Below are 26,217 nucleotides of genomic sequence, written 5' to 3'. Positions count from 1 at the left end.
CACCCCAATAATTTAGATAACCCGCCGCTTCACTCTGATTGTTCGTAAAGGAGCGAAAACAACATGGCTTGTAAAATCCGCGCGCGGATTATATCCCGTTCAGGTAACGGATAGTTCAGAACAGTAGGCTCGACAGCTGAAAGCATAAGCCGGGCTTCTTTTTTCGAAATCACTTGTTCCGCTATCAATCGATAAATCACGTCTTCTGCCATCGTGTATGAAGCGCCTTCTTGAACACTCTCCAATACGTGATCCAATAGTTCTTTGCGGGAATTCGTTTGAACCCGGTAAATCCGGATATATCCGCCTCCACCACGTTTAGATTCCACAGCGTAGCCCCGCTCCAATGTAAATCGTGTCTTAATGACGTAATTGATCTGCGAAGGAACACATTGGAACTTTTCCGCCACTTCGTTGCGCTTGATTTCCACGATTCCATTATCTTCATGTTCGATAATCGATTTTAAATACCCTTCTATGATGTCGGAAATATTACGCATCCTCTCACCTCTTTTGCTGGCACAGTCATTATTGTTGACTTTGACTATCTTTGACTTAATTGTACCGTATTAAACAATAGGCGCGCAAGAAATTTGCAAACAGTCCGGACAGGGTAGAAAAAAGTAAAAAAGTTGAGCGTTTTATGTTTAGTATGTTTATAATAGGGTATATAATGAACTCGAGGATTTTTTTCTGACCTCTTTTTTCCTCTCTACGTTCTACCCCCAACAAAAAGCTCCGGGTACACCCATACCGACGGAGGAGATTGAATCAATGAACTGGTACGAGAAACTAAGTGAGTATTTCCCAATCGAAGAAATGAAATCAAAAGAGCATATGGACGCACTATTAAAGGATAAGCATAATGTCTATCGTAAAGATGAGAGCGAAAAACATGTGCTTATGTATGTTGAAACAGAATCGTTCGTATTTGTCGATTATTTGTTTGTTTCATCAGCTGCACGCGGTGAAGGTCTTGGCAAAAAATTGCTGACACAGCTCAAGCAAAAAGGGAAGCCGATTTTGCTGGAAGTGGAGCCGGTGAATTATGAAGATACCGACACCGAAAAAAGGCTGCGCTTCTACGCTCGTGAAAACTTCCATCATGCATCCCGCATCGGTTATAGCCGTCGTTCACTCGCGACTGGAGAACAGACTGACCTTGAAATTCTTTACTGGTCTCCTGCAGATGCAGAAGAAGAAGCGGTCTATGATGCAATGAAGATGACGTATGAAGAAATCCATACCTATAAGGATGATGAGTTTTACGGTGAATCATACGACCCGATCGAAAAAGTATTGACATTCCGTACAGAAGGCAAAACAAATATCCTAAAACCTTTTGGGTCAGTGAGTGCCTGACCCGTATCCTCCTTCATCTTAAACGATTGACAAAAGCGGAAGCCTTCATTGGCTTCCGCTTTTGTTATGGATGAAAACGTATATCGCTATTCCATTAACGAGACATTTGAAAGTTCCTTTACAGGAAGGAAGAGTTCCCCTGTTTCTACATACGTAACCATTAATTTGTCGCCTTCTTGAACGTAAATCGCTTCCGGGATCGCTTCAGATGATACTAAGAAGTTCCGTCCGTCTTCCGATTTTACAGAAACCATGGTAAAGTCACCTGCCCGCTCTTTATAGACACGTTTGACAGTGATCGCAGCCTTAGCTTCTTCCGCTTCGGAACTTCCATTCACAGAACTGCCCCCGCGTTGCAATGCCGTCTTATACAGTTTCAAGGCATCATTCGGGGAATTTCCAAACACCGATATTTCCGGATTCGCAGCAGACACGATGAAGTAGTGTTGCAGGAACCCATTGGAATCCAGCACAGGGGTCAGCCAGCTTGCTTCTCCATAGAAATTATATAGGACCGGCATTTCACCAGACCATTTTTTCTCGATGAATTTCTTTTCGATTATTTGCAAGGCACCTTGAGAGTCCATGTAGGACTCCTCCAGATCACCCGTGTAATACGTAGCTTCTCCAGAACGTCCATCAGTCAGCGCATAACCAAGCATCGAATCGACGCCTTCTTTCGGACTTGTAAAATCCGTGAAATAATACATATGTCCATTTTCATCGAAAATCGGACTGACATTTGCTTCCGTGCCTTCATCGGATGGTAGTTTGACATCTTTTTTACCGATAATCGAATTCCAGAAACCATGGACATACTTTCCGAAATAACTGTTTTGAAGACTGACCACATCCGGTGAGACAGCACCGTCTATATAATCCGGGATATCCGTAAGCGGTAATTTCTCAACTGCCCCAGTCATCGGATCCGTCATGACAATCCCTTTCACGTCAAATCCATTACGCGCGGAGATGAATTCTCCGTAGGAGCGGATGTAGTGCGGATGGCCTTCATCGTCGATTTCCAACTGGACATCACCATAAAAAATCAGTTCAGGAAATTGTAAACGCATATGACGGTCCACTTGTTTGTTGAAGTAGGATGTCTCCGTATAGGTCATTTCGGAAGTTACAAACTTCGGATTATCCGCAGAATCCGTGGCGCTCATTTGGAAGTATCCTGGCGTCGTCTTACCATTCCACCATTTGAAAAACCCCGAAAACTCGACTGGCGCAATATATACATAATCGTCATTCACCTTTTGGATTTGCAGATGGCCAAGATCATAATAACTCGTATTCGGAACTTGCCCGAATGCCTTCTTCATTTTGTTGCGTGCGAATTTAGGAGGCACGCTCGCAGGTGTCTGTGTTTCATCGAATGCTTCGATTTCTACTTTCTGGTCCATTTCAACTGCTTTATATTTTTTGTCCGCGTTTAACAAAGGTGCGAATAGTACGTAACTACCTGCAACGAGCGCTAGTGCTACGACGGCAAGTTTCACTTTCCGATATACTCCGCCGTCTACAATCGTTCCAATTATTGCCGCAGCGAGTAACAGAACCCATAATGAGGACCCCTGCTGGTCTAGATTTGTTGTGTAGTAAAAGATGGCGATACCTACCGCAATTACAACAGCTGATATGAGCAGCAGGGCTGTTCTAAATCGGAAAGAATTTTCTTTTTCTTCCGCGAGGACTTTCTTTTGCAAAGGCACGGCCAAAAGAGCGGCAACGATTCCTGCTATGAGAGAAAATAAGAGTAAGTGAACCATAAGTAAGCCTTCTTTCCGTTTGTATTGTACTTACTCTTGTATACGGAACGGGCAAGGAAAATGTTTCATTTGGATAGGTTGCCATAGAAAACCCGACTTCCGGTTAATAGGAAAGTCGGGTTGGTTGGTTTAAATGGAACGACGCGTTCTTAGAATGCGCGCCATCCGGTGGCCAAACAGTCCAGCCAATACGGAAAGGATAATATCTTTAGGCAGCGGAGGTAACATCCAAATCCACGCTATCTTGTATGTGAACGCATCCGGCGCAGCTGCCCATAGCTTGTACGCAGCAAACATCCAGTTTGTTCCTACAAGGTAATTAATGAAGCACCCTATAAGCGCTGCAACAACGAACCCTGTTGAAGTAGGTTTCTTTTCCACAATTTTTCCAACAACGTACGCAACTAGAATAAAGGAAACGATAAATCCGAATGTCGGGCTAATAATTGAACTGAAGCCACCGCTGAACTTTGCAAAGACAGGCGCACCTGCAAGACCGATTGCCATATACACCGTCATTGAGACTGCACCATAACGGCTTCCAAGTAAGAGACCGGCTAAGATTGAAAAGAATGTTTGTAGCGTAATCGGTACACCACTTACTGATAAAGCCGGTAGAAAATATGTAATATTCGCCCCAATCATCATCAACGCAGCGAACATCGCTGAGTAGACAAGTCCGAGCGTCCCGAGCATCGTTTTCGATCGGTTCGGTTTTATAGTTGCAGTTGTTCCCATTTGTCACACCCCTTTTACTATTTAGTAATAGTTTAAAAGGAGCAGCCTATTGTGTCAACCTTATTTAAATAACAGTTGACACAATTCTATGGAATAATAAAACTGACAGCTGATTCTCTGTCAGTTTACCGCCTTTCCCCTTCATTCTTAGGAAATAAGAAGAACGAAATGACTCCACTCAGGACCATCGCGCCAAGTGTAATATAAAAACGAGACATGACGGGCACGTCTGTAAAGTTTTTGTTGAGCATAACCCAGGCAACTCCACCAACTAATAGTACCATCGGGATGACAAATTTGAACGCCCTCATAGCAATCCCCTTTCCTTATATGTGGCTACAGTTTACCACATACGTGAAGTAACTCCCAGCTCACTCCCCATTTTGTCTATTGACGGAACTGTCAAACAACGGTATGATATGTTAAATTATTCACACAACTTCATAGTCATTCTTATCAAGAGAAGCGGAGGGATCTGGCCCGTCGATGCTTCAGCAACCAGCCATATGGTCAGGTGCTACTTCCAGCGGATGTTAATAGTCCGGCAGATGAGGAGGAGACAATCACTAAGATGAAAAGCCTTCTTCGTACGTTAGAAGGCTTTTTTATTATTCTCCGCTTCATTGCTCTGTCGTATGAAAGGATGTTAGGGAAATGAACTTACTGGAACGCTTAAAAACTGAAGTTCTGACAGCTGATGGTGCAATGGGAACGCTACTCTATGCGGAGGGGTTAGACTTTTGCTATGAGCAATTAAATATAGAAAAGCCGGATGTCATTCATGGAATCCATGCACAGTATATTCAGGCAGGAGCGGATATCATCCAAACCAATACGTACAGTGCAAATGCTTATAAACTTGCACGCTACGGACTGGAACATCGCGTAAAAGAATTTAACGTAGCAGGGATGGCCATCGCAAAACACGCAGCAGCCGCAGGTGGCCAATATGTACTCGGTACAATTGGCGGCATCCGCAGTATCCGTAAAAGTGACGCATCCATCGATGAGATCCTGTCTATTGTCCAGCAACAAGCAGAGCCGCTTCTTGCAGGAGATCCTGATGGCCTTCTACTTGAAACCTATTACGACTTTGAAGAGCTTAGCGCTGTCGTTCAGCATTTGCGTCAACAGACGGACCTCCCCTTAATTGCACAAGTTTCTATGTATGAACCTGGTATTTTGCAAAACGGCCTGCAATTAAACGACGCTTTGCACCGATTGGAGGCATTAGGTGCAGACGTTGTAGGGGTGAATTGCCGGCTAGGTCCTTACCATACGATCCAAGCATTTGAAGGTGTAGAACTTCCTGAGAGAGCATTCTTATCAGCGTATCCAAACGCAAGTTTACTGGACGTTGAAGAAGGACGCATAGTCTATGTATCTGAGACGGATTATTACGGACGCGCTGCCCGCTTGTTGCGGGACGAAGGTGTGCGACTGATTGGCGGATGCTGTGGAACCACTCCTGCCCACATTGTCGCAGTTAAATCTCAATTGGCCAATCTGGCACCTATTACTGAAAAAGTGGTCATTCAGCATAAGCCGATCATTATACGGGATGCAGAACCGGCCCGTTATGAGCCCTTGCATATAAAAGCGCAGCGAGAGCGTACGATCCTAGTTGAGTTGGATACCCCGCGCCACTTGGAAACTGAAAATTATTTCGAAGGAGCTCGTCAACTTCAAGCAGCTGGAGCTCATGCTGTGACGATGGCCGATAATTCCCTCGCTTCCCCACGTATTAGTAATCTAGCGATGGCCTCCCTTGTAAAACATCATGATGATGTCCGTCCTCTCGTCCATATTACTTGCAGGGATCATAACCTAATTGGTCTGCAATCTCATTTAATGGGACTGGACGCACTCGGCATCCATGATATTTTAGCTGTTACAGGGGATCCGACCAAGATAGGCGATTTCCCGGGAGCAACTGACGTTTATGACGTTTCCAGTCTCGAACTCTTCCAGCTCATTAAAAAGCTCAATGAAGGGATTTCATTCTCCGGCCGTCCTTTACGAAAAAAGGCGAACTTCTCAGTAGCAGGTGCATTCAACCCGAATGTCCGGGTCATTGACCGCGCTGTGAAACGGCTTGAGAAGAAAATCGAATGTGGTGCGGATTATTTCATCACACAGCCTGTCTATACAAAAGAAAAAATAATTGAAATCCATGAAGCGGTCAACCATTTAGACACTCCGATTTTCATCGGCATCATGCCGTTGACGAATATTCGGAACGCCGAATTCCTGCATCACGAAGTACCGGGCATCAAATTGTCCGATGATGTGCTGGAGCGCATGAGAGCCTGCGGCGATGATCGAGAAACTGCGACAGCAGAAGGGATTCGAATCGCTCAGGAGCTAATCGACACGGCTGCGTCTTTGTTTAACGGGATTTACTTGATCACTCCATTTTTACGCTACGACATGACTGTGGAGCTCGTCCACTATATCAACCGGATAGACGCAATTGCAGAAAGAGGGGTGCACCATGCCAAAACAACACATTAAAGACGAACTGAAAAAACGGATTCTCGTAATGGATGGTGCGATGGGAACGATGCTTCAAAGCGTTAATTTAACAGCGGATGATTTCGGTGGAGAAGAGTATGAAGGATGCAACGAATATTTGAATCTGACGAAACCCGATGTTCTAACGAGAATTCACCGCGAATACTTAGAGGCGGGTGCTGACATCATCTGTACGAATACGTTCGGAGGCACACCTGTTGTGTTGGATGATTATGGTTTAGGTGATGAAGCGGATGTCATTAACCGCCGCGGCGCAGAACTCGCTCGTGCAGCCGCGGATGAATTCTCTACATTTGAACGTCCTCGATTCGTCGCAGGCGCAATGGGCCCGACGACTAAGACACTGTCCGTGACAGGTGGAATCACGTTTGACGAATTGGAAAACGATTTTTATGTTCAGGCTAGGGGGCTGATCGAGGGAGGCTCTGATCTTCTTTTATTGGAAACCAGTCAAGACATGCTGAATGTCAAAGCCGGCACAATCGGCATACGTCGAGCATTTAAAGAAGTCGGATTGGAACTTCCTGTGATGATATCGGGAACGATTGAACCAATGGGAACAACCTTAGCGGGACAAAGCATCGAAGCATTCTACGTGTCCATCGCACATATCAATCCGCTTTCTGTCGGGCTCAATTGTGCGACAGGACCCGAATTCATGACAGATCACTTACGTTCGTTATCCGAACTTGCGACAGGATTTGTCAGTTGCTATCCAAATGCAGGGTTGCCTGACGAAGAAGGCCATTATCACGAATCCCCGGAATCGCTCTCCAAAAAACTTGAAGGTTTTGCAGAGAAAGGTTGGCTGAATATTGTCGGCGGCTGTTGTGGAACGACACCAGAGCACATCCAAGCGATCAATCGGGCTATGGAGGGGAAAACTCCTCGACCACTCCCTGATGCGATGCACGGACACACGGTCGCTGGAATTGAACCGCTTTTGTATGATCCAAGTATGCGACCTATTTTAATAGGCGAACGCACAAATGTCATAGGTTCACGTAAATTCAAACAGCTTATTGTCGATGGCAGAGTGGAGGAAGCCGCTGAAATCGCCAGGGCGCAAGTGAGAAACGGAGCCCATGTCATTGACGTCTGCCTCGCCAATCCTGATCGTGATGAGTTGACGGATATGACAGAGTTCATGAAAGAAGTTGTGAAAAAGATCAAAGCGCCCCTCGTCATCGACTCGACAGACGAAAACGTCATTGAAGAAGCACTGAAGTATTCCCAAGGGAAAGCGATCATCAACTCCATTAACTTAGAAGATGGCGAGGAACGGTTTGACGCCGTGATGCCGATTGTTAAGAAGTACGGAGCAGCAGTCGTTGTGGGTACGATCGATGAAATCGGGATGGCTATAACGCGGGAACGGAAACTCGAGATTGCGAAACGGTCCTATGATTTGCTAACCAACAAATGGGGGATTGCGCCTGAGGATATTATTTTTGATCCGCTCGTGTTCCCTGTCGGTACAGGTGATGCACAGTACATCGGCTCGGCAGTGGAGACGATTGAAGGGATTCGACTGATCAAAGAGAATCTTCCGCGAGCACTTACCGTTCTTGGTGTCAGCAACGTATCGTTCGGGCTTCCCCCAGTAGGAAGAGAAGTATTGAACGCAGTGTATTTATATCACTGCACGCAAGCTGGACTGGATTATGCAATCGTGAATACTGAAAAGCTCGAACGCTATGCCTCGATTCCGCAAGTGGAAAATGACATGGCAAACGCATTGTTATTCACAACTACAGACGAAACACTTGCGACATTCACTGAATTCTATCGCGGGAAAAAGAAAGAGAAAACAGAAGAGGATATTCCGAAGACCGTTCCTGAGCGTCTTGCTTACTATGTCGTGGAAGGAACAAAAGAAGGGCTGATCAAGGATTTGGATACTGCGATGACTCAGTATGATGAACCACTTGATATTATCAATGGTCCTCTTATGACAGGAATGGCAGAAGTCGGACGGCTGTTCAATACGAATCAGCTCATTGTTGCTGAAGTGCTTCAGAGTGCGGAAGTCATGAAAGCTTCTGTTTCCTATCTCGAGCAGTTCATGGAGAAAAAAGAGGACGACAACGGCAAGGGGAAAATTGTACTCGCAACGGTAAAAGGCGATGTTCATGATATCGGAAAGAATCTCGTAGAAATCATCTTGAGCAACAATGGTTTCAAAGTTGTGGATATTGGCATCAAAGTGACACCTGCCAAGCTGATTGAAGTCATCCGGCAAGAAAAGCCCGATATTATCGGACTATCCGGGTTGCTTGTGAAGTCAGCCCAACAAATGGTGTTAACTGCTCAAGACTTTAAATCAGCAGGAATCGATTTGCCGGTAATGGTGGGTGGCGCCGCACTCACACGCCGTTTTACAGATACGAAAATCGCACCTGAATACGACGGCCCTGTCATCTATGCAAAAGATGCAATGCAAGGGCTGGATCTTGCAAACCGCCTGCAAAGCGGTGAAAAAGATGCATTACTGCTTGAACTTGATCAGCAACTGGAGAAACGGGCGACGAATGACGCCCTTAAAGCAGCGAGAGCAGCAGAAAAAGGCGGGGGCGCTATTGCCGTGGCCCCTCGTCCTGTGAAAACAGTCCGTACGGATGTTCCAGTTTTTGTTCCGAATGATTGCAGGAAACGAGTGCTGCGGGATTACTCAATCTCTCATCTCTCCCCCTATGTCAATATGAGGACACTAATCGGTCATCATCTAGGATTTCGGGGTTTTACGGATTCAACCTTGCAAAAGCAGGAACCCCGCGCAGTTGAACTGCATGAAATGGTGACGGGATTTTTAGAATCCGGGAAACTTGGCGCGTCCGGTCTTTATCAGTTCTTCCCAGCCCAATCTGACGGAGATGATGTAATCATTTATGATCCGCAAGACGGAAAAACTGAAATTGAACGATTTACATTTCCACGCCAACTTCAGAATCCTTTTCTTTGCCTAGCTGACTATTTAAAGCCGGTGGATAGCGGTGAAATGGATTTTGTTGCTTTTATGCAAGTAACGGCGGGTCACGGAGTACGGGCAGAAGCGGAACGTTTGAAATCGGAAGGGAAATTCCTTGAAAGTCATGCGTTTCAAGCGACTGCGCTTGAACTCGCTGAAGGCTTTGCAGAGCGTGTACACCAAGAAATCCGCGATCAATGGGGATTCCCGGATGCCACTGATTTTACGATGAAAGACCGATTTGCAGCAAAATATCAAGGGCAGCGATTCTCCTTCGGATACCCTGCATGTCCCAATTTAGAAGATCAATCAAAGCTTTTCGGATTATTGAAGCCCGAAGAGATCGGCGTTCACTTGACGGAAGAGTATATGATGGAGCCGGAAGCCTCCGTGTCCGCCATCGTCTTCGCTCACCCCGATGCACGCTATTTCAATGTGGAATAGTCATCACAAAAGATCCTGCAGGAGAGCGAAACCGCTCTTCTCTACAGGATCTTTTCTACATTATCGTCTTCCCCAAGGCATTTGTCCAGGTCCCATCGGAGGTCGTTGAGGACCCCATTGCCCCATGCCCGGTCCGTAACCCGGCATTGCTTGAACCGTCTGCCCCGTCATTGTTTCGTTCACTTCAGTGTAGTAGTGGCGAGGGATTTGAACCGTATGTTGGCGGTTTACATTGACAAACGGATGAACTACTGGTAATTCTTGTGGCATGAACGTATCATGGAAGCGGTATTGCGTCGGGCAGATTACAGGCTGCGCCTGGTTGTTGCAATGTTGCATCGGTGGCATTGGATGTGGCTTCATGCAGCGGTTGTGATTTTGTTGCATCATTTTCATCACCTCCTCCCTCCATTACATGCAAGCTAGCATTTAGGAAGCGGGCTCGCGCCTTGAAGTAAATGAAAATGATGAAAGACATTTCTTCCTCCAAACAAAAAACCTTCCGGCCGGAAGGTTTCACTGATAGTCTCTTGGAAGTTCGTGCTCGTCGAATCCCTTTCCTGAAGGAGGGTCCGGACGATGATCGAGAAATCTGCTGAAGTCTGGAGCACCTTCTCCGATCATATGCAGCATAGCGATATAATCCATATCACTGCGTAAGTTCATTTCATCAGGATGAATGTTTTGACGATCCACTTCAATCACCTTCCCTTATTGTAATCACAGACGGGACATGAAACGGTGAAGCGCTAAAGGCCAAACAGGATACATTCTCTCATCTGTAGTCTAACATATTCCCTACCAAAAAGAAAGAGTATTCCGTCTATTGAATTCATATGAACAGTTCCCTAAATGGTTTCAGCTGGTTTGTTTTAGGATATAGTTACCTTACCAAGCTTTTTAAGGGGGATTATATATGAAGCGGACAGTGCTATTTGACGGTGAATGTAACTTTTGTGATGCGAGTGTTCAATTCATTATAAAGCGAGATCCATATGAATATTTTCAGTTCACCTCTCTTCAAAGTGAAACTGGACAGCAACTCTCTAAAGACTTCGCAATTCCGGATGACGTAGATAGTCTAGTTCTTATTGAAAATGGAAAAGCGTATACCAAATCAGGCGCAGCACTCCGTATTGCCAAGAAACTCGATGGACTGTGGCACCTTGCATTTTTATTCATCCTTGTGCCTGCTCCTATACGAAACATCGTCTATGACTTCGTTGCAAGCAATCGATATAAGTGGTTCGGAAAAAAAGAAGAGGCCTGTATGCTTCCAACACCTGCAGAGCGGAAACGGTTCATCTGATAAAATCCTATAAACAAAAGACGGCACCCTCTATGAAAAGGGTGCCGTCTTTGTCATGTCTGAAGCTGTTCCACCTCGTTCTTTGTAAACGCACGTGAACGGGTAAGAAATCGTTTCCCTTCAACGCCTTCGAGGGAAAACATGCCCCCTCTTCCGTCCACGACATCTATGATCAGTTGAGTGTGCTTCCAGTATTCAAACTGGCTGCGTAACATGTAAAATGGAACATCTCCAATAGATCCGAGAAGCACATCCTGATCTCCTATGAGTAAATCCCCTTCTGGGTAACACATAGGCGAAGAGCCGTCACAACAACCTCCTGATTGGTGAAACATCAACGGACCGTGTTTTTGTTCGAGCTGTTTGATCAACGCTAGCGTTGCTTCTGTCGCAATAACCCGCTCTGTCATTTGCTGCTCACCTCACTATTTCCGCTTAAAAGAATCCTTGCTTCTGCTCGTTATAGCTGACAAGCATATTTTTCGTCTGTTGGTAATGTTCGAGCATCATCAAGTGGTTTTCACGGCCGATACCCGATGCTTTATAACCTCCGAACGCAGAGTGAGCCGGATAGGCATGGTAGCAATTCGTCCAAACGCGGCCAGCTTGGATACCGCGTCCGAAACGGTAAGCCGTATTCATATCACGTGTCCATACGCCCGACCCTAGTCCGTATAATGTGTCGTTCGCGATTTCCAATGCTTCTTCTTTAGTCTTGAATGTCGTAACTGCAACGACTGGTCCAAAGATTTCCTCTTGGAAAATCCGCATCTTATTGTGCCCTTTGAAGACAGTCGGCTTCACGTAATAGCCTTCCGCCAGATCGCCTTCAAGATGGTTTTGCTCGCCACCTGCCAGGCATTCCGCACCTTCCTGTTTACCGATATCGAGATAGGACAAAATCTTCTCCAGCTGTTCCGTGGACGCTTGAGCTCCCATCATCACTGTCGGATCTAGTGGGTTCCCTACTTTGATGGCTTCGACACGCGCCAATGCTTTCTCCATGAACTTGTCATAAATCGACTCTTGGATAAGCGCACGTGAAGGGCATGTACATACTTCCCCCTGGTTCAAGGCAAACATGACAAAGCCTTCTACCGCTTTGTCCAGGAAGTCATCATCTTCTGCCATGACATCCTCAAAGAAGATATTCGGAGACTTGCCGCCCAGTTCGAGTGTTGCAGGAATGAGATTCTGGGAAGCATACTGCATAATCATACGACCTGTCGTCGTCTCTCCAGTGAATGCAATCTTCCCGATTCGCGGATTGGATGCGAGCGGCTTTCCTGCTTCAAGCCCGAATCCGTTCACTACATTCAACACACCTGCGGGCAATAGATCTTCAATCAATTCAACGAGCACCAAGATGGATGCCGGTGTTTGTTCAGCCGGCTTAAGAATCACACAGTTCCCCGCTGCAAGCGCAGGTGCGAGTTTCCAAACTGCCATAAGAATCGGGAAATTCCAAGGAATAATCTGCCCAACGACACCAATAGGCTCATGAAAATGATAGGCAACCGTATCATTATCAATTTGGCTAACGCCGCCTTCTTGAGCTCGTATTGCAGATGCGAAATAGCGGAAGTGGTCAATTGCCAATGGCAAGTCCGCATTCAGCGTCTCACGAACGGCTTTGCCGTTCTCCCACGTTTCCGCTACAGCAAGCATTTCCAGATTATCTTCTATCCGATCTGCAATTTTCAATAGAATGTTTGAGCGTTCAGTTACAGAAGTCTTCCCCCAAGCGTCCTTTGCTGCATGTGCTGCATCGAGTGCCAATTCAATATCCTCCGCAGTGGAGCGTGCAACTTGAGTAAACACTTTCCCAGTGACCGGAGTCGGATTGTCAAAGTACTCGCCATTGACAGGGGCTGTCCATTTACCATTTATGAAATTATCGTATCGTTCCTTGAAATTCACCTTAGCACCTTCTGTGTTCGGGTTTGCGTAAACCAGGTTTTCAACTTGTTGTACCATTTCCATTCCTCCCATTTCTGCAAGTTTAGTAGAAAATTGGTGCATGTACATTGCACACTGCTCCATTCTATGCCGGCTTACCCATAGGCATGAGTGATGTATGCGCTTTCAATTGAAATTTTAAAAATTCGTGTTCACTATCACTATATCTGACTAGTTAGATTATTACAATTTTATTTTAAGATAGTGATCATTTCCCGAACGTTTAGTAGTGTATTAACAACTTGGTAATAAGTTGTTCATAATTCCGATTTACACTTATATTATCAACAGTAGACAAAGGAGAAATGGACAATGAATAATTCAAAAAGCAAATGGCTTCTATCCACAGTAGGTGCAGGTGTTCTTGGCTCTGCTTTAACACTCGGTGCAGTGGCGAATACGGACATCTTGAAGATGGACAGCGGACTTCAATCCGCTGCACAACCTGAAACGACAACTCCTTACAACGTGCAGAATACCAGCACTCAATCTCAAAACTCCCTATCTGATATGGTGGCAGATGCCTCTAAAGCGATTGTTGGAATCGACAATTATCAATCCGCTGGCAATCGATTTGCTGGTTCTTCCGAATCTCAAAGCGTCGGAACGGGTTCAGGGGTTGTTTTCAAAACGGAAGGGCACAATGCATACATTATTACAAATAATCATGTAATTGAGGGTGCGACAAAACTCGGAATCACAACAGCAAGCGGCGACAAAACGGAGGCTGTGCTAGTCGGTACTGATCCTCTTACGGATTTAGCAGTCCTTAAGATGGATAAAAAATATGCAGAAGGTACCTTAACATTTGGAGATTCTGAGAAACTTCGTGCAGGTGATTCGGTGGTTGCAATCGGTAATCCGCTCGGTCTCGACTTTTCCGGTACTGTGACACAAGGGATTGTCAGTGCGCCGACACGTTCAATAAACGTGGACACATCCGCCGGGAAGTGGGAGCTGAATGTCATTCAGACAGACGCTGCTATCAATCCTGGCAATAGCGGTGGCGCGTTAGTAAATGGGACTGGGGAATTGATCGGTATCAACAGCTTGAAAATTGCTCAAAATGGTGTTGAAGGATTGGGGTTCGCCATTCCTAGTAATGATGTGAAGCCGTTAGCAGAGAAGCTCCTGAAAGACGGTGAAATCCAGCGCCCTTATATCGGAGTGGGTCTCATCGATCTTGCAGATGTCCCTGAAATGTACGTGCGGGACATCCCGGACAGTGTGAAAGGCGGCGTCATGGTCGGGAATGTGGACGCAACTTCCCCTGCTGGAAAAGCTGGATTCAAAGAACAGGATGTCATCACTGAAGTGAATGGAAAAGCAATCGACTCTTCTACAGCTTTACGGAAAATCCTCTACACAGATCTGAAAGTGGGAGACCAAGCGAAATTCACCATTTATCGCGGTGGCAAACAGCAAGTGATAAACGTAACCCTCTCGAGTAATGCAGATGTAGAGAAGTAAGTCGAAAAGCAGCTGTTCGGGTACCTGCAAGTTGGGGCTGGACAGCTTTTTCCTATTGGACAAATGAGTTGCATGAACAAGCATTTCCCGATAGCTTTAAACTAAAGGAGGCGAATATCGTTGAAGATTCTTGTCATTGAAGATAATGAAAGTGTGTCTCAGATGATCGGTTTGTTTTTTGAAAAAGAAGGCATTCACGGCGAGTTCGTCTTGGACGGAAAAAAGGGGTTTGAAAGAGCCCAGCAGGATTCATGGGATTGCCTGATCATTGACTGGATGCTCCCCTCAATGGATGGTGTGTCGATTTGCAAATCGATTCGAAAAGCAGGAAACGATGTCCCGATCATTATGCTTACAGCGAAAGATGGTGAGTCCGATCAGGTGCTTGGTCTGGAAATGGGAGCAGACGATTATGTGACGAAACCATTCAGTCCACTTGCGTTAATGGCGCGCATTAAAGCCGTGACACGCAGACGGCCTGCAAAAGAGGCGGTAACGAATTCCATGCTTGAAACGGTACATTTCCGTGTGGATGAAAATGCACGCGAAGTCTACGCAGACGGTATGGCTATTGAAAACCTCACTCCAAAAGAATATGACTTGCTCGTTTTTTTCATCCGCCATCCGAAACAGGTTTTCTCACGGGACCAGTTGCTTGAACGCGTCTGGGGATTCGATTTTTATGGAGATGACCGGACAGTGGATGTCCACATGAAACGTCTGCGAACGAAAATTTCCTGCATTGGCAGGCCAGTGCTGCACACCGTTTGGGGAGTCGGTTACAAGTTTGACGAGTCGGAAGAGGCTTCTTCATGAAAGTGAATTACTTCACCCAACAGTTAGTCAGTCACGTGAGTGTGATTGTGGCCGCAGTTCTTCTGGTCGGATTGCTGTTTTCCCACTTCTTCGAGCAATATGTGTACGATACGAAAACCGACGAGCTCACACAGTATGGACATGCCCTGCTGACTGATATCGATAGAAGTGCGAATCCATCACAGCAAACGCTTCAATCGTTCGGTCAAGTTCTGAATAGCCGGGACATCCAGTATAGTTTGTTCGATGAAGACTCGAAAATCATCTACTCAACCGGGCTCAAGACTCCATTAATTGAACTCAATGGGTCTGAGTGGGCGCAGCTTCAAAGCGGGAGAGCCGTTTCTGTGCGGCAGGAGCGAAGCCGTTTCGACCAGGCAGTTACATTTGTACTGCTCCCTTATTTCCAAGGCCGGCAGTTCGTCGGCGGCGTCCTTCTCACCTCTCCAATTGAAGGCCCTCGCGCGATCATTTCACAGATGAATCGATATTTAGTCTACGCTGCGCTCACTGCATTTGTGGTTGCTGTCATTCTAAGCGGCTTGCTGTCCATCTATCACGGGCGCCGTATTAAGCGGCTTCGACTAGCAACCGCAGCAGTCTCTGCAGGTGACTACGCCATTCGGATTCCTGAAAAGGGACGGGATGAAATTGATGCACTGGCGACTGATTTCAATGCTATGGTGAGTGATCTGCACACTTCTCATGAAGAGATTGAAAACCTGGAAAACCGCCGCCGCCAGTTCATGGCAGACGTCTCCCATGAACTGCGGACGCCGCTAACTACAATCCGCGGCACAATTGAAGGGTTACGGAGTGATCTGATTTCCGAAAGTGAAAAAGACAAAGCGCTGCAGCTTGCGAGCGGAGAGACGAAACGTTTGTTACGGCTCGTTAACGAAAATCTCGATTATGAAAAAATCCGATCGAACCAAATCACATTATGCAAGCAACCCATCCGGATTTTGGAATTGTACGAAGTCATTCGAGAGCAGTTGCAACCTGCAGCTGAACAACGCGGTACGACAATTGACGTGAAATCACCTGAAGCATTGACCGTCTTCGCCGATTATGACCGTCTCACTCAAATCTTGCTGAACATTACGAAGAATAGTATCCAATTCACGGAAGAAGGAGAAATTTCGTTATTGGCGAAAACAGATAATCATCATGTAGTTTTAGAAATTCGCGATACTGGCATCGGTATGGATTCGGAAGAAGTGGAAAAGATCTGGAGTCGTTTTTATAAAGCCATCGACTCACGGGCATCCAATCCCTACGGAGAATTCGGCCTTGGTCTCTCCATTGTGCGTCAGCTTGTAACACTGCACGGCGGCACTATTGACGTCACAAGCAGCAAAGGTGAAGGATCGCTGTTTACCATTCGTCTTCCTAAGGAACCTGTATGATTCAGTGGCAGCCGCCGCTATAACATATGGAACTGCAGAACTTGCCCAAGTTGACGGCACCATCCAGCAGGCGTCTGCTCAATGAGCTCATGGTCTGACTCTTTGGTAATTGAGGTGATAACGATGTACCAGAATATCATGCTGGCTGCAGATGGATCAGATAACTCCATTCGGGCAGCCCGTGAAGCTGCGAGGCTTGCTAATTGTTCAGATGACTCCACCATCACCATCGTTTTCGTCACGGACTTTGACAGAGTGAAAGAATCCGTACTGTACAAAGGGACGCAGGATTCACCAGACCGGACTTACAGAAAGCAGCTGAAACCTATAGAAATGGTCTTGCGGGAATACGACGTGCCTTACAACGTACAAATTCTTCATGGCGAACCGGCATCCGTCCTGATTGACTATGCGCATACAGAGTTGTTTGACCTTGTCGTCATCGGGAGTCGAGGGCTGAACTCTTTTCAGGAAATGATTCTTGGCAGCGTTAGCCATAAAGTGATAAAGCGCCTTAGCTGTCCTGCATTACTCGTGAAATGACAAAACCGTCACCCGGGACTAGGGTGACGGTTTTGCAGCATTATTGACTTGGTCACTCCAAATGCTGAAGCGCTTTTGCAACTGAAATCGTTCTTTTCGTCTGATAATCGACCGCAGCCTGAATCGCTTTTCGATCGGTCTTCATTTCACCATCTGGTCCTACTGCGACACTCGTTCCGTATGGGTTGCCCCCAGCTTCAAAAAGAACGGGATCTGTATAGCCTGGTGCTACAACAATCGCTCCCCAATGGTACATCGTGGTATAGAAGGATAGTAGTGTAGCCTCTTGACCTCCATGTTCGTTTTGTGCCGACGTCATGGCACTCACCGCCTTGTTAGCAAGTTTTCCTTGAGCCCATAGACCTCCAACCGTATCGATGAAACTTTGCACTTGACCAGGAATATTACCAAAGCGAGTCGGGACGCTAAAAATGATTGCATCTGCCCATTCCAAATCTTCTGGCGTCACTTCGGGGATATCCTGCGTTGCATCATGATGCTTCTTCCACAATGCATTTGACTCAATTGCTGCAGCAGGTGCCGTTTCTTTCACTTTCAATAACTTCACTTCAGACCCAACTTCCTCAGCCGCCGCAACTGCCCATTCAGCTAGCTGATGGTTAGTTCCCGTTGAACTGTAATATACGATTGCCGTTTTCGTCATATTTGCCGCACTCCTTTTTTATGTCAATTTCAGGTTGAAAGTCGTTACTCCACTATCTTTATTCGATATTGGAAAAAAGCCAATACTGATAAGCCGTAACTCCACTCATATAAGCAAGGCCCTCACTTCGGCTTTGATGAACAGGAATCCAATCTGATCCTTTACCCGAACGCAGATAGATTTCATGATTGGGGGACTGATCGTGATAACCGGTAAGATTGAAAATACCATTTTTCCTGAAGACTGCTTGAACTTCATAATTTATCTCCGGGGCAGTTGTCAGGGGGTTGCCCACCGCGTGCTCCAGTTGGAATCCTGTTTCGCCTTTCTTAGGATCTAAGCGTTTCATGGTGATTCCGTCATCAGATGCAGTTTGACGCTCACGTACTTTCTTATCCAGCCCCAAAGCAATACTTTCTCCTACTTCTTTTGTGAATGTAAGCGGATTATCCGGATCTTCATAATCAAGTTCAATGTCTACACAAGTGCGATATGCATCTGATTCGGGGTCGAATTCCCGATTATCCCCTTTAAAATATCGATTAGGTGAAATCACATTCGGATTTTCCAAAATATCATCTTCTAGAAATGTTTTATAGCGAAACTCCCACTTTCCAATAGACGAGGAAGTTCTGTACTCAGCATAGGGAACCAACAACTTTGACGGAACTCCTATAGATTTCATCATTGTAAAGCCTTCCACCGAGGCTTCTTTTTCAGTCGTTTTCGGATATAGGAAACCAAATGCTTTAGCAATGAATGACCTTGCATTATTGAAAGTTTCCTCTGATTTTGCAATGGAACGTTCACAATACACTGCGTATGTCAGTGGTTCGTCCATCGGAAAGTCTCTATCGATGTAACGGTTAGACTCGACCTGAGCCAATTCCTTCCCATTCCGATAGATTGTATACATCTCTGTATCCTTTAAGCGCTCCCACGATAACGCTACTTGTGTCTTGGCTACAATCGTAGTGATAACCAATGATTGGAGAGGATTGTCCGCATTTTTCTCAACACTTAAAGCAGACGTTTGCATGACGATCACATCTTTCACTTCGTCATTTGCATGCCGTTCAATTGTATATTTATAATACGTGTCCGCTAAAAGATCCGTATCTTGAAAATCCGGGGAAGTCCCTTCATAAATGTGCTCGCCGTCTTTATACACATGGTACGTTCCACCTGCGTCGTCCCATTCAAAAGCAATTCTTCCAACTTCATGGGTAACGGAAGTGATTTCAAAGCGCTGCGGCATGTACTTGGCCTCCTTTTCACGTAGTAGTTGTATTTTGCCCTAATTGCCAATTTTTAAAACTATGGTATAGTGGTGAGGAAAACTGAAAACGATTGCCCACTGGGGGAGTCTTTGTAAAAGACTGAGACGCGTATAGATATGCGGACCCTTGGAACCTGATCTGGCTCATACCAGCGGAGGGAAGTGGATCGCATATGGATGAGTCTATTCCCAGATAGATTCCTTTGAAAATTCCTATTACGCGAGCCGCTCCTTCGACTGACGAGTCGACAGGGGCGGCTTTTTTCGGTTCATTCATCGAAAGGGGCGTTTTAAAATGACATTTTGTGAAGAGGTTCGTGCACGTTGTGATGAAAGCTGGGAGGCAAGTTTTAACCATCCGTTTATTCAACATTTGGCGGCTGGGACACTGCCTGAAGACATTTTCAGATTTTACGTTCTTCAGGACTCGTATTACTTGAAGCATTTTGCTAAAGTCCATGCACTGGCTGCTGTGCAAGCCAAAGACTTAGCGACGACTCAACGCTTTGCACAGCATGCAGAGGAGACTTGTGGAGCTGAGATTTCATTGCACGAAGGATTCTTTGAACTGCTTGCCGTGACAGATAAGGATCTAACATCTTTTACAGCTGCGCCTACTGCGTACGCCTACACTTCCCATCTCTACCGGGCAGCGATGCACGGCGACCTTGCGGATACGTTAGCGGCACTCCTCCCTTGCTATTGGTTATATTACGAAATTGGTGAACGGTTAAAACATGCCACGCCGAATCATCCGATTTACGATAAGTGGATTGCAACCTACGGATCGGAATGGTTTGAACAAGCGACCCGTGAACAAATTAATCGAATGAATGATCTAGCAGAGTCTGTTTCTTTAGAACGCCGTGAAGAACTAATGGCGCACTTCGTTAAAAGTAGTCATTACGAATTGCAATTCTGGGAAATGGCTTGGACTCAACAACAATGGGAATCCGATTCTAAGATGGAGGTCCAGATATGATGCGGCAGCATACCATTCTCACAGACTTACGTCATACCAATCCACTAGTTCACTGCATTACGAATATTGTGGTGGCTAACTTCCAGGCGAATGGCTTATTGGCTCTTGGAGCTTCTCCTATCATGGCGGATTCCTTGGAAGAGGCTGCGGATGTTGCCGCAATTTCTTCTTGCACCTTACTGAATATAGGAACACTGGATCCGTCAACTGTCGATTCGATGATTGTTGCTGGAAAGAGTGCCGTACAACATGGACGTCCCCTTATACTTGACCCGGTAGGTGCGGGTGCAACTAGGTTTCGCCAGCAAACAGTCGATCATCTTCTGGATGCCTTGGAATTCACATTAATTCGCGGGAATGCTGGTGAAATTGCCGCCATCGCTGGTGTTTCGTGGAACGCCAGAGGCGTTGACGCGGGAAGTGGTGATTCTGATATAACTGACGCCGCGAAGAGAGTTGCCCGATTGAATAGCTGTTTAGTTGCAGTCACAGGTGAAACAGATCTGGTCACCGATGGAGAAAGGGTGATTCGAATAACAGGCGGACATGAGTTCATGTCGCTAGTGACTGGTTCCGGTTGTCTTCTTAGTGCAGTGATGGGAGCATTTTTAGCAACTAGTGATGGGGATTCCCTTCAAACAGCAGCTGAAAGTCTTGCATTCTATAAGAAGTCTGGAGAAATTGCAGCAGAGCAGTCCTTCGGTCCTGGTGATTTTGCTATGAATTTTTTGAATACACTTCACTCCCTTGAACCTCAGGATATTACTGATGAACAGTTCCAGTATGAACAGGGGGCGATTTCATGACATCAGTAGCTTTAACGATTGCCGGTTCCGATAGTGGCGGCGGGGCTGGTATTCAAGCGGATTTGAAAACATTTCAAGAACTCGGAGTTTTTGGCACTTCCGTACTGACAGCGATTACTGCACAAAACACGCTCGGCGTACATGCTGTCCAATCCGTTGATGTGAAGATGGTTACAGCGCAACTACAGGCGGTGCTCGATGATTTACCCGTGAAAGCCATTAAAACCGGCATGTTATTCTCTTCTGAAATCATTGAAGCCGTCGCGAACGAATTAACAGCTTATTCTGCGGTCCCTTTAGTCATTGACCCCGTCATGATTGCAAAAGGAGGAGCTGCTTTGTTGCAGAACGAAGCAGTCATTGCGCTCCGAAGTCACTTGCTTCCAGCAGCGACACTCATTACACCGAACATCCCTGAAGCGGAAGTATTGACGGGTCAACCGATTCTTTCAGAAAGGGACATGACCCATGCAGCAACTGTTTTATTATCTATGGGAGCTTCTGCAGTTCTATTAAAAGGGGGGCATCGCCAAGATGTTCCCTATGCGGAGGACTTATTCATGACCGCAAGTGGTGAGCACTTTTTGATGCGCTCAAAACGGATTGCAACTCAACATACACACGGCACCGGCTGTACATTTGCTGCGGCGGTTACGGCGGAATTAGCAAAGGGTCATTCTTTGGAAGAATCCGTTGTGACAGCCAAGAACTTCATCCAACTAGCTATTGAAGATGGAATTGAACTTGGACATGGAAATGGACCCACCAACCATGCTGCATTCAGGAAGAGCGATCAGTTGAAAACCGGGGAGGTGGAACTCATTGAGAGATGTTGACTTGCGTGTGTATTTCATTATGGGTTCGTTTAATGCACCTAACGGCGACCCCTTAAGCGTGTTAGAAAAAGCGCTAAAGGGTGGAATTACGTGCTTTCAGTTACGTGAAAAAGGACCGGATGCATTGTCAGGTAAAGAGAAACTGGCTTTCGCCAAAAGTTGTCAACGATTATGTAAGGCATATGACGTTCCATTCATTGTGAATGATGATGTGGAGCTCGCAGTTCTGATTGGTGCAGATGGGGTGCATGTTGGCCAAGACGACTTATCTGCATCTGTGGTACGTCACAAAATCGGGGAACAGAAACTGTTGGGGGTTTCAGTACACTCCGTTATAGAAGCGACTATCGCTCTGGCTGCTGGTGCCGATTACATAGGAATGGGACCCGTGTATCAAACAGTTTCCAAACCGGATGCGAAACCAGTGGCGGGTACTGCAAGAATATCAGAAGTGGCGGCTATCTTTCCGGAACTCCCGATTGTCGGGATTGGGGGGATTACTGCTAGTAATTTGGATATCGTGATGAACAGCGGAGCGTCAGGGGTTTCTATCATCTCAGCAATATCAGGTGAGGAAAACCCCGAAGCGGCTGCCCGTTCAATATTTGACGCTGTTCAGCGGGTTAAGGTGGGAATCTAATGGGGACTCGTAAGCTGGCCATTATGGCCTTGCTTGTTGCGATTGGGGTTGCTGGTTCTGCCTTCGTTTCCTTCCCGGCAGGCATTGCACGTGCATACCCGGTTCAGCACGCTGTTAACGTCGCTTCGGCTATATTTTTGGGTCCTGTTCCTGCCATTATGATTGCATTCGTCACTGCGATCATTCGAATTCTGACGGGAACAGGTTCGTTGCTGGCTTTTCCGGGCGGGATGATTGGCGCTGCTCTTGCCGGTATGCTGTTTCAAAGAACAGGGCGAGTTTGGGCCGCAGCGCTAGGAGAAATGATGGGTACAGGGGTCATCGCCTCTCTGTTGTCGGTGCCCTACGCGGCAATTTTGATGGGATCCTCTGTAGGAGCGTTCTTCTTCTTGCCGCCTTTTCTCATTTCGAGCGTGAGTGGGGCCATAATAGGCGCTGTTCTAGCAGCTCGTTTGCTGAATCACCCTATAGGAAGACGATTGCAGCATTTGTGAAAAAGACTGCTGGACTGTGGGCTATCAATGCTTCTGTCCAGCTGGCCATTTTTGAGGGGGGCGGCATGGTGGGTTTATGAGCGTTTTTCTGCTTTTATGAACAGTACCCATTGTTTTATGAGCACTTCCCCCAACTTTCCAGCAACTCTTTTAGTTATTTTTTCACTCATGTTCCCACAAATGGGTTATCTGCGCACCCGCATCCGCCAACCGCATCTCATAAACGTCAGGATGCTTGATCGCTTGCCAATCTTCAAATCCAATACGCTGATCGAAACAGCGCATGAGCAACACGAGCAGCAAACTGTGTGTGACCAATACCGAATGACTGTTATCTGGAAGTTCATCGACGACATCACACACGCGCTGCATGGCATCATTCGATGTTTCACCGTCTTCATAAGAAAGATTCAAATCTAAAAAAGTGCCTTCCACTTTCACTAACCAATCATCAAAGACTCGCGTGCTCATTTGACGCTCCGCTAACCTGCTGTCATCTTCGATACGAATTCCAAGTTTGTCACCAATTTCGTTTGCAGTCTGCCGGGCCCGCATCAAAGGACTTGTGATCACTCGTTCAATGGGATAACCCTCTAAAAATTGTGCAAGTTCACTGCCGTGTAAAATCCCTTCCGCTGTTAACGGGTCCTGCGCGGCAGAACCTTCTGCTTCTCCATGATTCACAAGATAAATCACTTTTTCCATTACATAACCGCCTCATTGTAAAATGGGAATCGCAATCATAATAAAAAAACCGCCCCTCAGATACAAGAAGCGGCTTTACCATTTAATCGTTTCGTACTACTGGCATGGAACAGCAACGGAATGAGCCTCCGGATTTAATAATTTCTGAGAAGTCCACTTCAATCACTTCGAAGCCCTTACTCCGCATCGCTGAATTGACATGGGGGTTCTGAGGTAAACTGAACAGCTGACCGCTTCCAATCGACAAGACATTTGTACCCATCGAAAATTGCTCGTCTTTGTTGACTTCGATAAGATTGTACATCGACTCTAGTTTTTTTCGTGTTTCTTCATCGAATGCTTCTGGAAAATATAATCCGACTTCGGGAGAAATCACATTAAATACACAGTCCAAGTGTAAATACTTTTCATTGAACGGTACACGGATGACTTCGTGATCAGGTAGGCTTTGTTCTAAATGCTGAACAGACTCTTCACTCGTACGGCTGCTAATTCCAACAAACACACGATTGCGGTCGACAATCACATCGCCGCCTTCCACCCTGCTTTCTGAAACCCGGAAAGGTATGTTCTCTTGAAGGAGCCAGTTTTGCAGAGCTGCCTCCTCACCTTTTCGGATATCACTTGCCATATCCGCAAGGAATAGACGATCTCCAACTGTAAATCCGATATCCCTAGTGAAAACCTGCTCAGGATAACGTTCAGAAGATGGTAACTTAATGACTTCTACATTATGCTCTTTCAGTTTCCTTTCAAACTCTTCATGCTGATCCATCGCCTTAACGCGATCGATATTTTCATCTTTATATTTCTTCTGCACATCATTAATGATATCTTTAATGGCCATATATTTAGGTTCACACAAAACGACCCGCCGTAATGTATCATATTCGGTTACACATTTTGCTGACGGCATCATTCGACGAGGCTGATCTTTTTGGTTATCCATTGCTTGGGTAACAGGGGAGTTCATAGTTATTCATCCTCCAGTTATAGTTGTTAAGTATCTTCTTTAAATATTCCCCTTGTGTGTGTTTTTCAAACGGATATGGACTCCTAATAACCATCCATTTCGATGTATAAAAAACAGTTACCGTTTCAAATGAACGATAACTGCAAATGAATTATTCCACCTATTTTGTCGATTTCCCGGGAAATAATTCGACATTTCCGCCTTCTTCGTAATACTCATTCATTACAACTTCCGGAACCATCCCCCCGCCTGTAGACCAGACGAGATGCCGTGCACGCTCACTTTCCGCAAGCTTTACACCTGATGAAACTGTGTGAATAACTCCCATCATTCCTGCAAGAGCTGATGGTTCGGCTTGAATTGACTCTGTATCCGAGAGCATTCGTAACAAACCAAATAGAGTTGGGTCTTTTACTGTGTATATACCATCTAGCAAAGTTTTCATGACAGTACCAACAAAGCCTGAGGGACGCCCCACAGCCAGTCCATCTGCTGCTGTTTTATTGTCCAATCCTATGTCTTGTACGCTGATTTCATTCTGCAGCTCCGTCATCATACCCAACAACATACATGGCGCATTGACAGGCTCTGCAAAATAACAATGCACGGCATTGCCAAAGGCCAATTTCAATCCAAATGCAACGCCGCCAGGTCCTCCGCCTACACCACATGGTAAGTAGACGAAAAGTGGATGCATTTCATCGACTACGATTCCCTGTTCTGCGAACTGCGCGGCAACTCGTTCACCTGCAACTGCATAGCCCAAAAACAAATCACGGGAGTTTTCATCGTCTACAAAATGACACATCGGATCTAGTTCAGCTTCCCGTCGCCCTTCTTCTACAGCTCTGCTGTAGTCATCCTCATATTCAATGACGGTCACGCCTTTACTCCGAAGTAATTCCTTTTTCCAATGTTTTGCGTCCGCAGACATATGAACTGTCACTTCAAAACCGAGTGCAGCGCTCAAGATGCCGATGCTCAACCCCAGGTTTCCTGTCGATCCGACCGCAATTTTGTGGGAAGCGAATAACTCTTTGAAGCGGTGCTCTGTAAATTGACGATAGTCCCGCTGTTGTTGAATCATGCCATGCTCCATCGCCAACACTTCTGCATGCTTTAGCACTTCATGGAAACCACCGCGCGCTTTTATCGAACCGGATACTGGCAGCACGTTGTCTTGTTTAATAAGTAGAGTACCTTTCAGGTCTATGCCGGTCTCATCGATCAGCATTTGTTTCATAAGGGGAATTTCAGTTAGGGGAGATTCAATGAGTCCTCCTGCAGCTTTCGTTTCTGGAAATACTTCTGCGAAAAATGGTGCAAATCGTTTTAGACGGTCGGAAGCAACTTTCACATCGGCTGCCGTCAAACCTGAAGAACGGATACCGGCAGTCGCATCTCCGAGATGTGGATTCATCCATAAAACTTCTTCCTTGTTCCTCATCTCCCCTATTAGTGGAAAGTCAGCAATCAATCTCTCCATTTTCTGCATGAAAACCCCTCCTAG

General features: G+C 46.0%; 26 protein-coding genes and 2 riboswitches. Of the genes, 13 read left to right on the top strand and 13 right to left on the bottom strand.

Annotated features, from left to right (window positions below; all coding sequences use genetic code 11):
* Positions 1–29: 29 nt before the first annotated feature.
* On the bottom strand, positions 30–500 hold the full coding sequence (locus tag ABE021_RS08525; protein ID WP_430288068.1) for a CtsR family transcriptional regulator: 471 nt from the start codon (positions 498–500) through the stop codon (positions 30–32).
* 274 nt (positions 501–774) lie between these two features.
* Here ABE021_RS08525 and ABE021_RS08520 point away from each other — a divergent pair, with 274 nt between their 5' ends.
* Entirely contained in the window at positions 775–1,362 is a 588-nt protein-coding gene (locus ABE021_RS08520; protein ID WP_430288066.1) for a GNAT family N-acetyltransferase, read from the top strand.
* 86 nt (positions 1,363–1,448) lie between these two features.
* Here ABE021_RS08520 and ABE021_RS08515 read toward each other — a convergent pair whose 3' ends face one another.
* From ABE021_RS08515 to ABE021_RS08505, 3 genes are all read right to left on the bottom strand, one after another.
* Entirely contained in the window at positions 1,449–3,137 is a 1,689-nt protein-coding gene (locus ABE021_RS08515; RefSeq protein WP_430288064.1) for a hypothetical protein, read from the bottom strand.
* A gap of 129 nt (positions 3,138–3,266) precedes the next feature.
* The gene (locus tag ABE021_RS08510; protein WP_430288063.1) at positions 3,267–3,875 is read right to left on the bottom strand and encodes a biotin transporter BioY; all 609 of its coding nucleotides are present in this window, start codon (positions 3,873–3,875) and stop codon (positions 3,267–3,269) included.
* A 125-nt stretch (positions 3,876–4,000) separates the two neighbouring features.
* Positions 4,001–4,186 (bottom strand): histidine kinase, encoded by a 186-nt coding sequence (locus ABE021_RS08505; protein ID WP_430288061.1) that lies wholly within the window; start codon positions 4,184–4,186, stop codon positions 4,001–4,003.
* 139 nt (positions 4,187–4,325) lie between these two features.
* Positions 4,326–4,430, top strand: a riboswitch (SAM riboswitch).
* 99 nt (positions 4,431–4,529) lie between these two features.
* On the opposite strand from ABE021_RS08505, the gene ABE021_RS08500 reads away from it, so the two are divergent.
* The gene (locus ABE021_RS08500; RefSeq protein WP_430288060.1) at positions 4,530–6,389 is read left to right on the top strand and encodes a bifunctional homocysteine S-methyltransferase/methylenetetrahydrofolate reductase; all 1,860 of its coding nucleotides are present in this window, start codon (positions 4,530–4,532) and stop codon (positions 6,387–6,389) included.
* Positions 6,370–9,822 carry a methionine synthase gene (gene metH, locus ABE021_RS08495; protein WP_430288059.1) on the top strand — a complete coding sequence of 1,151 codons (3,453 nt, stop codon included), beginning with the start codon at positions 6,370–6,372 and terminating at the stop codon, positions 9,820–9,822. Before ABE021_RS08500 ends, metH begins: the two co-directional genes overlap by 20 nt.
* A 60-nt stretch (positions 9,823–9,882) precedes the next feature.
* Here metH and ABE021_RS08490 read toward each other — a convergent pair whose 3' ends face one another.
* Positions 9,883–10,212 carry a hypothetical protein gene (locus ABE021_RS08490; RefSeq protein WP_430288058.1) on the bottom strand — a complete coding sequence of 110 codons (330 nt, stop codon included), beginning with the start codon at positions 10,210–10,212 and terminating at the stop codon, positions 9,883–9,885.
* Positions 10,213–10,338: 126 nt separating this feature from the next.
* Complete coding sequence (locus ABE021_RS08485; RefSeq protein ID WP_430288057.1) at positions 10,339–10,518, bottom strand: hypothetical protein; 180 nt, start codon at positions 10,516–10,518, stop codon at positions 10,339–10,341.
* A gap of 220 nt (positions 10,519–10,738) precedes the next feature.
* On the opposite strand from ABE021_RS08485, the gene ABE021_RS08480 reads away from it, so the two are divergent.
* Positions 10,739–11,131, top strand: a complete 393-nt coding sequence (locus tag ABE021_RS08480; protein ID WP_430288055.1) for a thiol-disulfide oxidoreductase DCC family protein — start codon at positions 10,739–10,741, stop codon at positions 11,129–11,131.
* 53 nt (positions 11,132–11,184) lie between these two features.
* On the opposite strand, the gene ABE021_RS08475 is transcribed toward ABE021_RS08480, so the two are convergent.
* Positions 11,185–11,541, bottom strand: coding sequence for a DUF779 domain-containing protein (locus ABE021_RS08475; RefSeq protein ID WP_430288054.1), 357 nt, complete (start codon positions 11,539–11,541; stop codon positions 11,185–11,187).
* Between the two features lie 25 nt (positions 11,542–11,566).
* Positions 11,567–13,087, bottom strand: coding sequence for an aldehyde dehydrogenase (gene adh, locus ABE021_RS08470; protein WP_430288190.1), 1,521 nt, complete (start codon positions 13,085–13,087; stop codon positions 11,567–11,569).
* A 315-nt stretch (positions 13,088–13,402) separates the two neighbouring features.
* On the opposite strand from adh, the gene ABE021_RS08465 reads away from it, so the two are divergent.
* The 4 genes from ABE021_RS08465 to ABE021_RS08450 all read left to right on the top strand — a co-directional run bounded on the left by ABE021_RS08465 (position 13,403) and on the right by ABE021_RS08450 (position 17,328).
* Complete coding sequence (locus ABE021_RS08465) at positions 13,403–14,560, top strand: S1C family serine protease (RefSeq protein WP_430288053.1); 1,158 nt, start codon at positions 13,403–13,405, stop codon at positions 14,558–14,560.
* Between the two features lie 120 nt (positions 14,561–14,680).
* Positions 14,681–15,376 carry a winged helix-turn-helix domain-containing protein gene (locus ABE021_RS08460; RefSeq protein ID WP_430288051.1) on the top strand — a complete coding sequence of 232 codons (696 nt, stop codon included), beginning with the start codon at positions 14,681–14,683 and terminating at the stop codon, positions 15,374–15,376.
* Complete coding sequence (locus ABE021_RS08455) at positions 15,373–16,785, top strand: sensor histidine kinase (RefSeq protein WP_430288049.1); 1,413 nt, start codon at positions 15,373–15,375, stop codon at positions 16,783–16,785. Before ABE021_RS08460 ends, ABE021_RS08455 begins: the two co-directional genes overlap by 4 nt.
* 81 nt (positions 16,786–16,866) lie before the next feature.
* Positions 16,867–17,328, top strand: coding sequence for a universal stress protein (locus tag ABE021_RS08450; protein WP_430288047.1), 462 nt, complete (start codon positions 16,867–16,869; stop codon positions 17,326–17,328).
* A gap of 52 nt (positions 17,329–17,380) precedes the next feature.
* On the opposite strand, the gene wrbA is transcribed toward ABE021_RS08450, so the two are convergent.
* The gene (gene wrbA / locus ABE021_RS08445; RefSeq protein ID WP_430288045.1) at positions 17,381–17,992 is read right to left on the bottom strand and encodes an NAD(P)H:quinone oxidoreductase; all 612 of its coding nucleotides are present in this window, start codon (positions 17,990–17,992) and stop codon (positions 17,381–17,383) included.
* 58 nt (positions 17,993–18,050) lie between these two features.
* Positions 18,051–19,250 carry a DUF3238 domain-containing protein gene (locus ABE021_RS08440; protein ID WP_430288044.1) on the bottom strand — a complete coding sequence of 400 codons (1,200 nt, stop codon included), beginning with the start codon at positions 19,248–19,250 and terminating at the stop codon, positions 18,051–18,053.
* A 91-nt stretch (positions 19,251–19,341) separates the two neighbouring features.
* Positions 19,342–19,449, top strand: a riboswitch (TPP riboswitch).
* A gap of 117 nt (positions 19,450–19,566) precedes the next feature.
* Between ABE021_RS08440 and tenA the strand changes: the two genes are divergently transcribed.
* The 5 genes from tenA to thiW are packed head-to-tail and all read left to right on the top strand — an operon-like array spanning position 19,567 to position 23,029.
* A complete protein-coding gene (gene tenA / locus ABE021_RS08435) occupies positions 19,567–20,253 on the top strand; it encodes a thiaminase II (RefSeq protein ID WP_430288043.1) in 687 nt (228 codons plus the stop codon).
* Entirely contained in the window at positions 20,250–21,059 is an 810-nt protein-coding gene (thiM, locus tag ABE021_RS08430) for a hydroxyethylthiazole kinase (protein ID WP_430288042.1), read from the top strand. Before tenA ends, thiM begins: the two co-directional genes overlap by 4 nt.
* Positions 21,056–21,895 carry a bifunctional hydroxymethylpyrimidine kinase/phosphomethylpyrimidine kinase gene (thiD, locus tag ABE021_RS08425; protein WP_430288041.1) on the top strand — a complete coding sequence of 280 codons (840 nt, stop codon included), beginning with the start codon at positions 21,056–21,058 and terminating at the stop codon, positions 21,893–21,895. Before thiM ends, thiD begins: the two co-directional genes overlap by 4 nt.
* The gene (gene thiE, locus ABE021_RS08420) at positions 21,882–22,535 is read left to right on the top strand and encodes a thiamine phosphate synthase (RefSeq protein ID WP_430288040.1); all 654 of its coding nucleotides are present in this window, start codon (positions 21,882–21,884) and stop codon (positions 22,533–22,535) included. The genes thiD and thiE overlap by 14 nt, the downstream gene beginning before the upstream one ends.
* Positions 22,535–23,029 carry an energy coupling factor transporter S component ThiW gene (gene thiW, locus ABE021_RS08415; RefSeq protein WP_430288039.1) on the top strand — a complete coding sequence of 165 codons (495 nt, stop codon included), beginning with the start codon at positions 22,535–22,537 and terminating at the stop codon, positions 23,027–23,029. Before thiE ends, thiW begins: the two co-directional genes overlap by 1 nt.
* A gap of 162 nt (positions 23,030–23,191) precedes the next feature.
* Here thiW and ABE021_RS08410 read toward each other — a convergent pair whose 3' ends face one another.
* The 3 genes from ABE021_RS08410 to ABE021_RS08400 form a co-directional block, all read right to left on the bottom strand.
* Entirely contained in the window at positions 23,192–23,734 is a 543-nt protein-coding gene (locus ABE021_RS08410; RefSeq protein WP_430288038.1) for a histidine phosphatase family protein, read from the bottom strand.
* A gap of 82 nt (positions 23,735–23,816) precedes the next feature.
* Complete coding sequence (locus tag ABE021_RS08405; protein WP_430288189.1) at positions 23,817–24,653, bottom strand: dimethylarginine dimethylaminohydrolase family protein; 837 nt, start codon at positions 24,651–24,653, stop codon at positions 23,817–23,819.
* Positions 24,654–24,867: 214 nt separating this feature from the next.
* The gene (locus tag ABE021_RS08400) at positions 24,868–26,202 is read right to left on the bottom strand and encodes a D-serine ammonia-lyase (RefSeq protein ID WP_430288037.1); all 1,335 of its coding nucleotides are present in this window, start codon (positions 26,200–26,202) and stop codon (positions 24,868–24,870) included.
* Positions 26,203–26,217 lie beyond the last annotated feature (15 nt).

Origin of the sequence: Sporosarcina gallistercoris (assembly GCF_050459885.1) — a bacterium.
Taxonomy (GTDB): Bacteria; Bacillota; Bacilli; order Bacillales_A; family Planococcaceae; genus Sporosarcina; species Sporosarcina gallistercoris_A.
The sequence above is the reverse complement of the archived record's forward strand: the minus strand, read 5'-3'. Positions and strand labels throughout refer to the sequence as shown.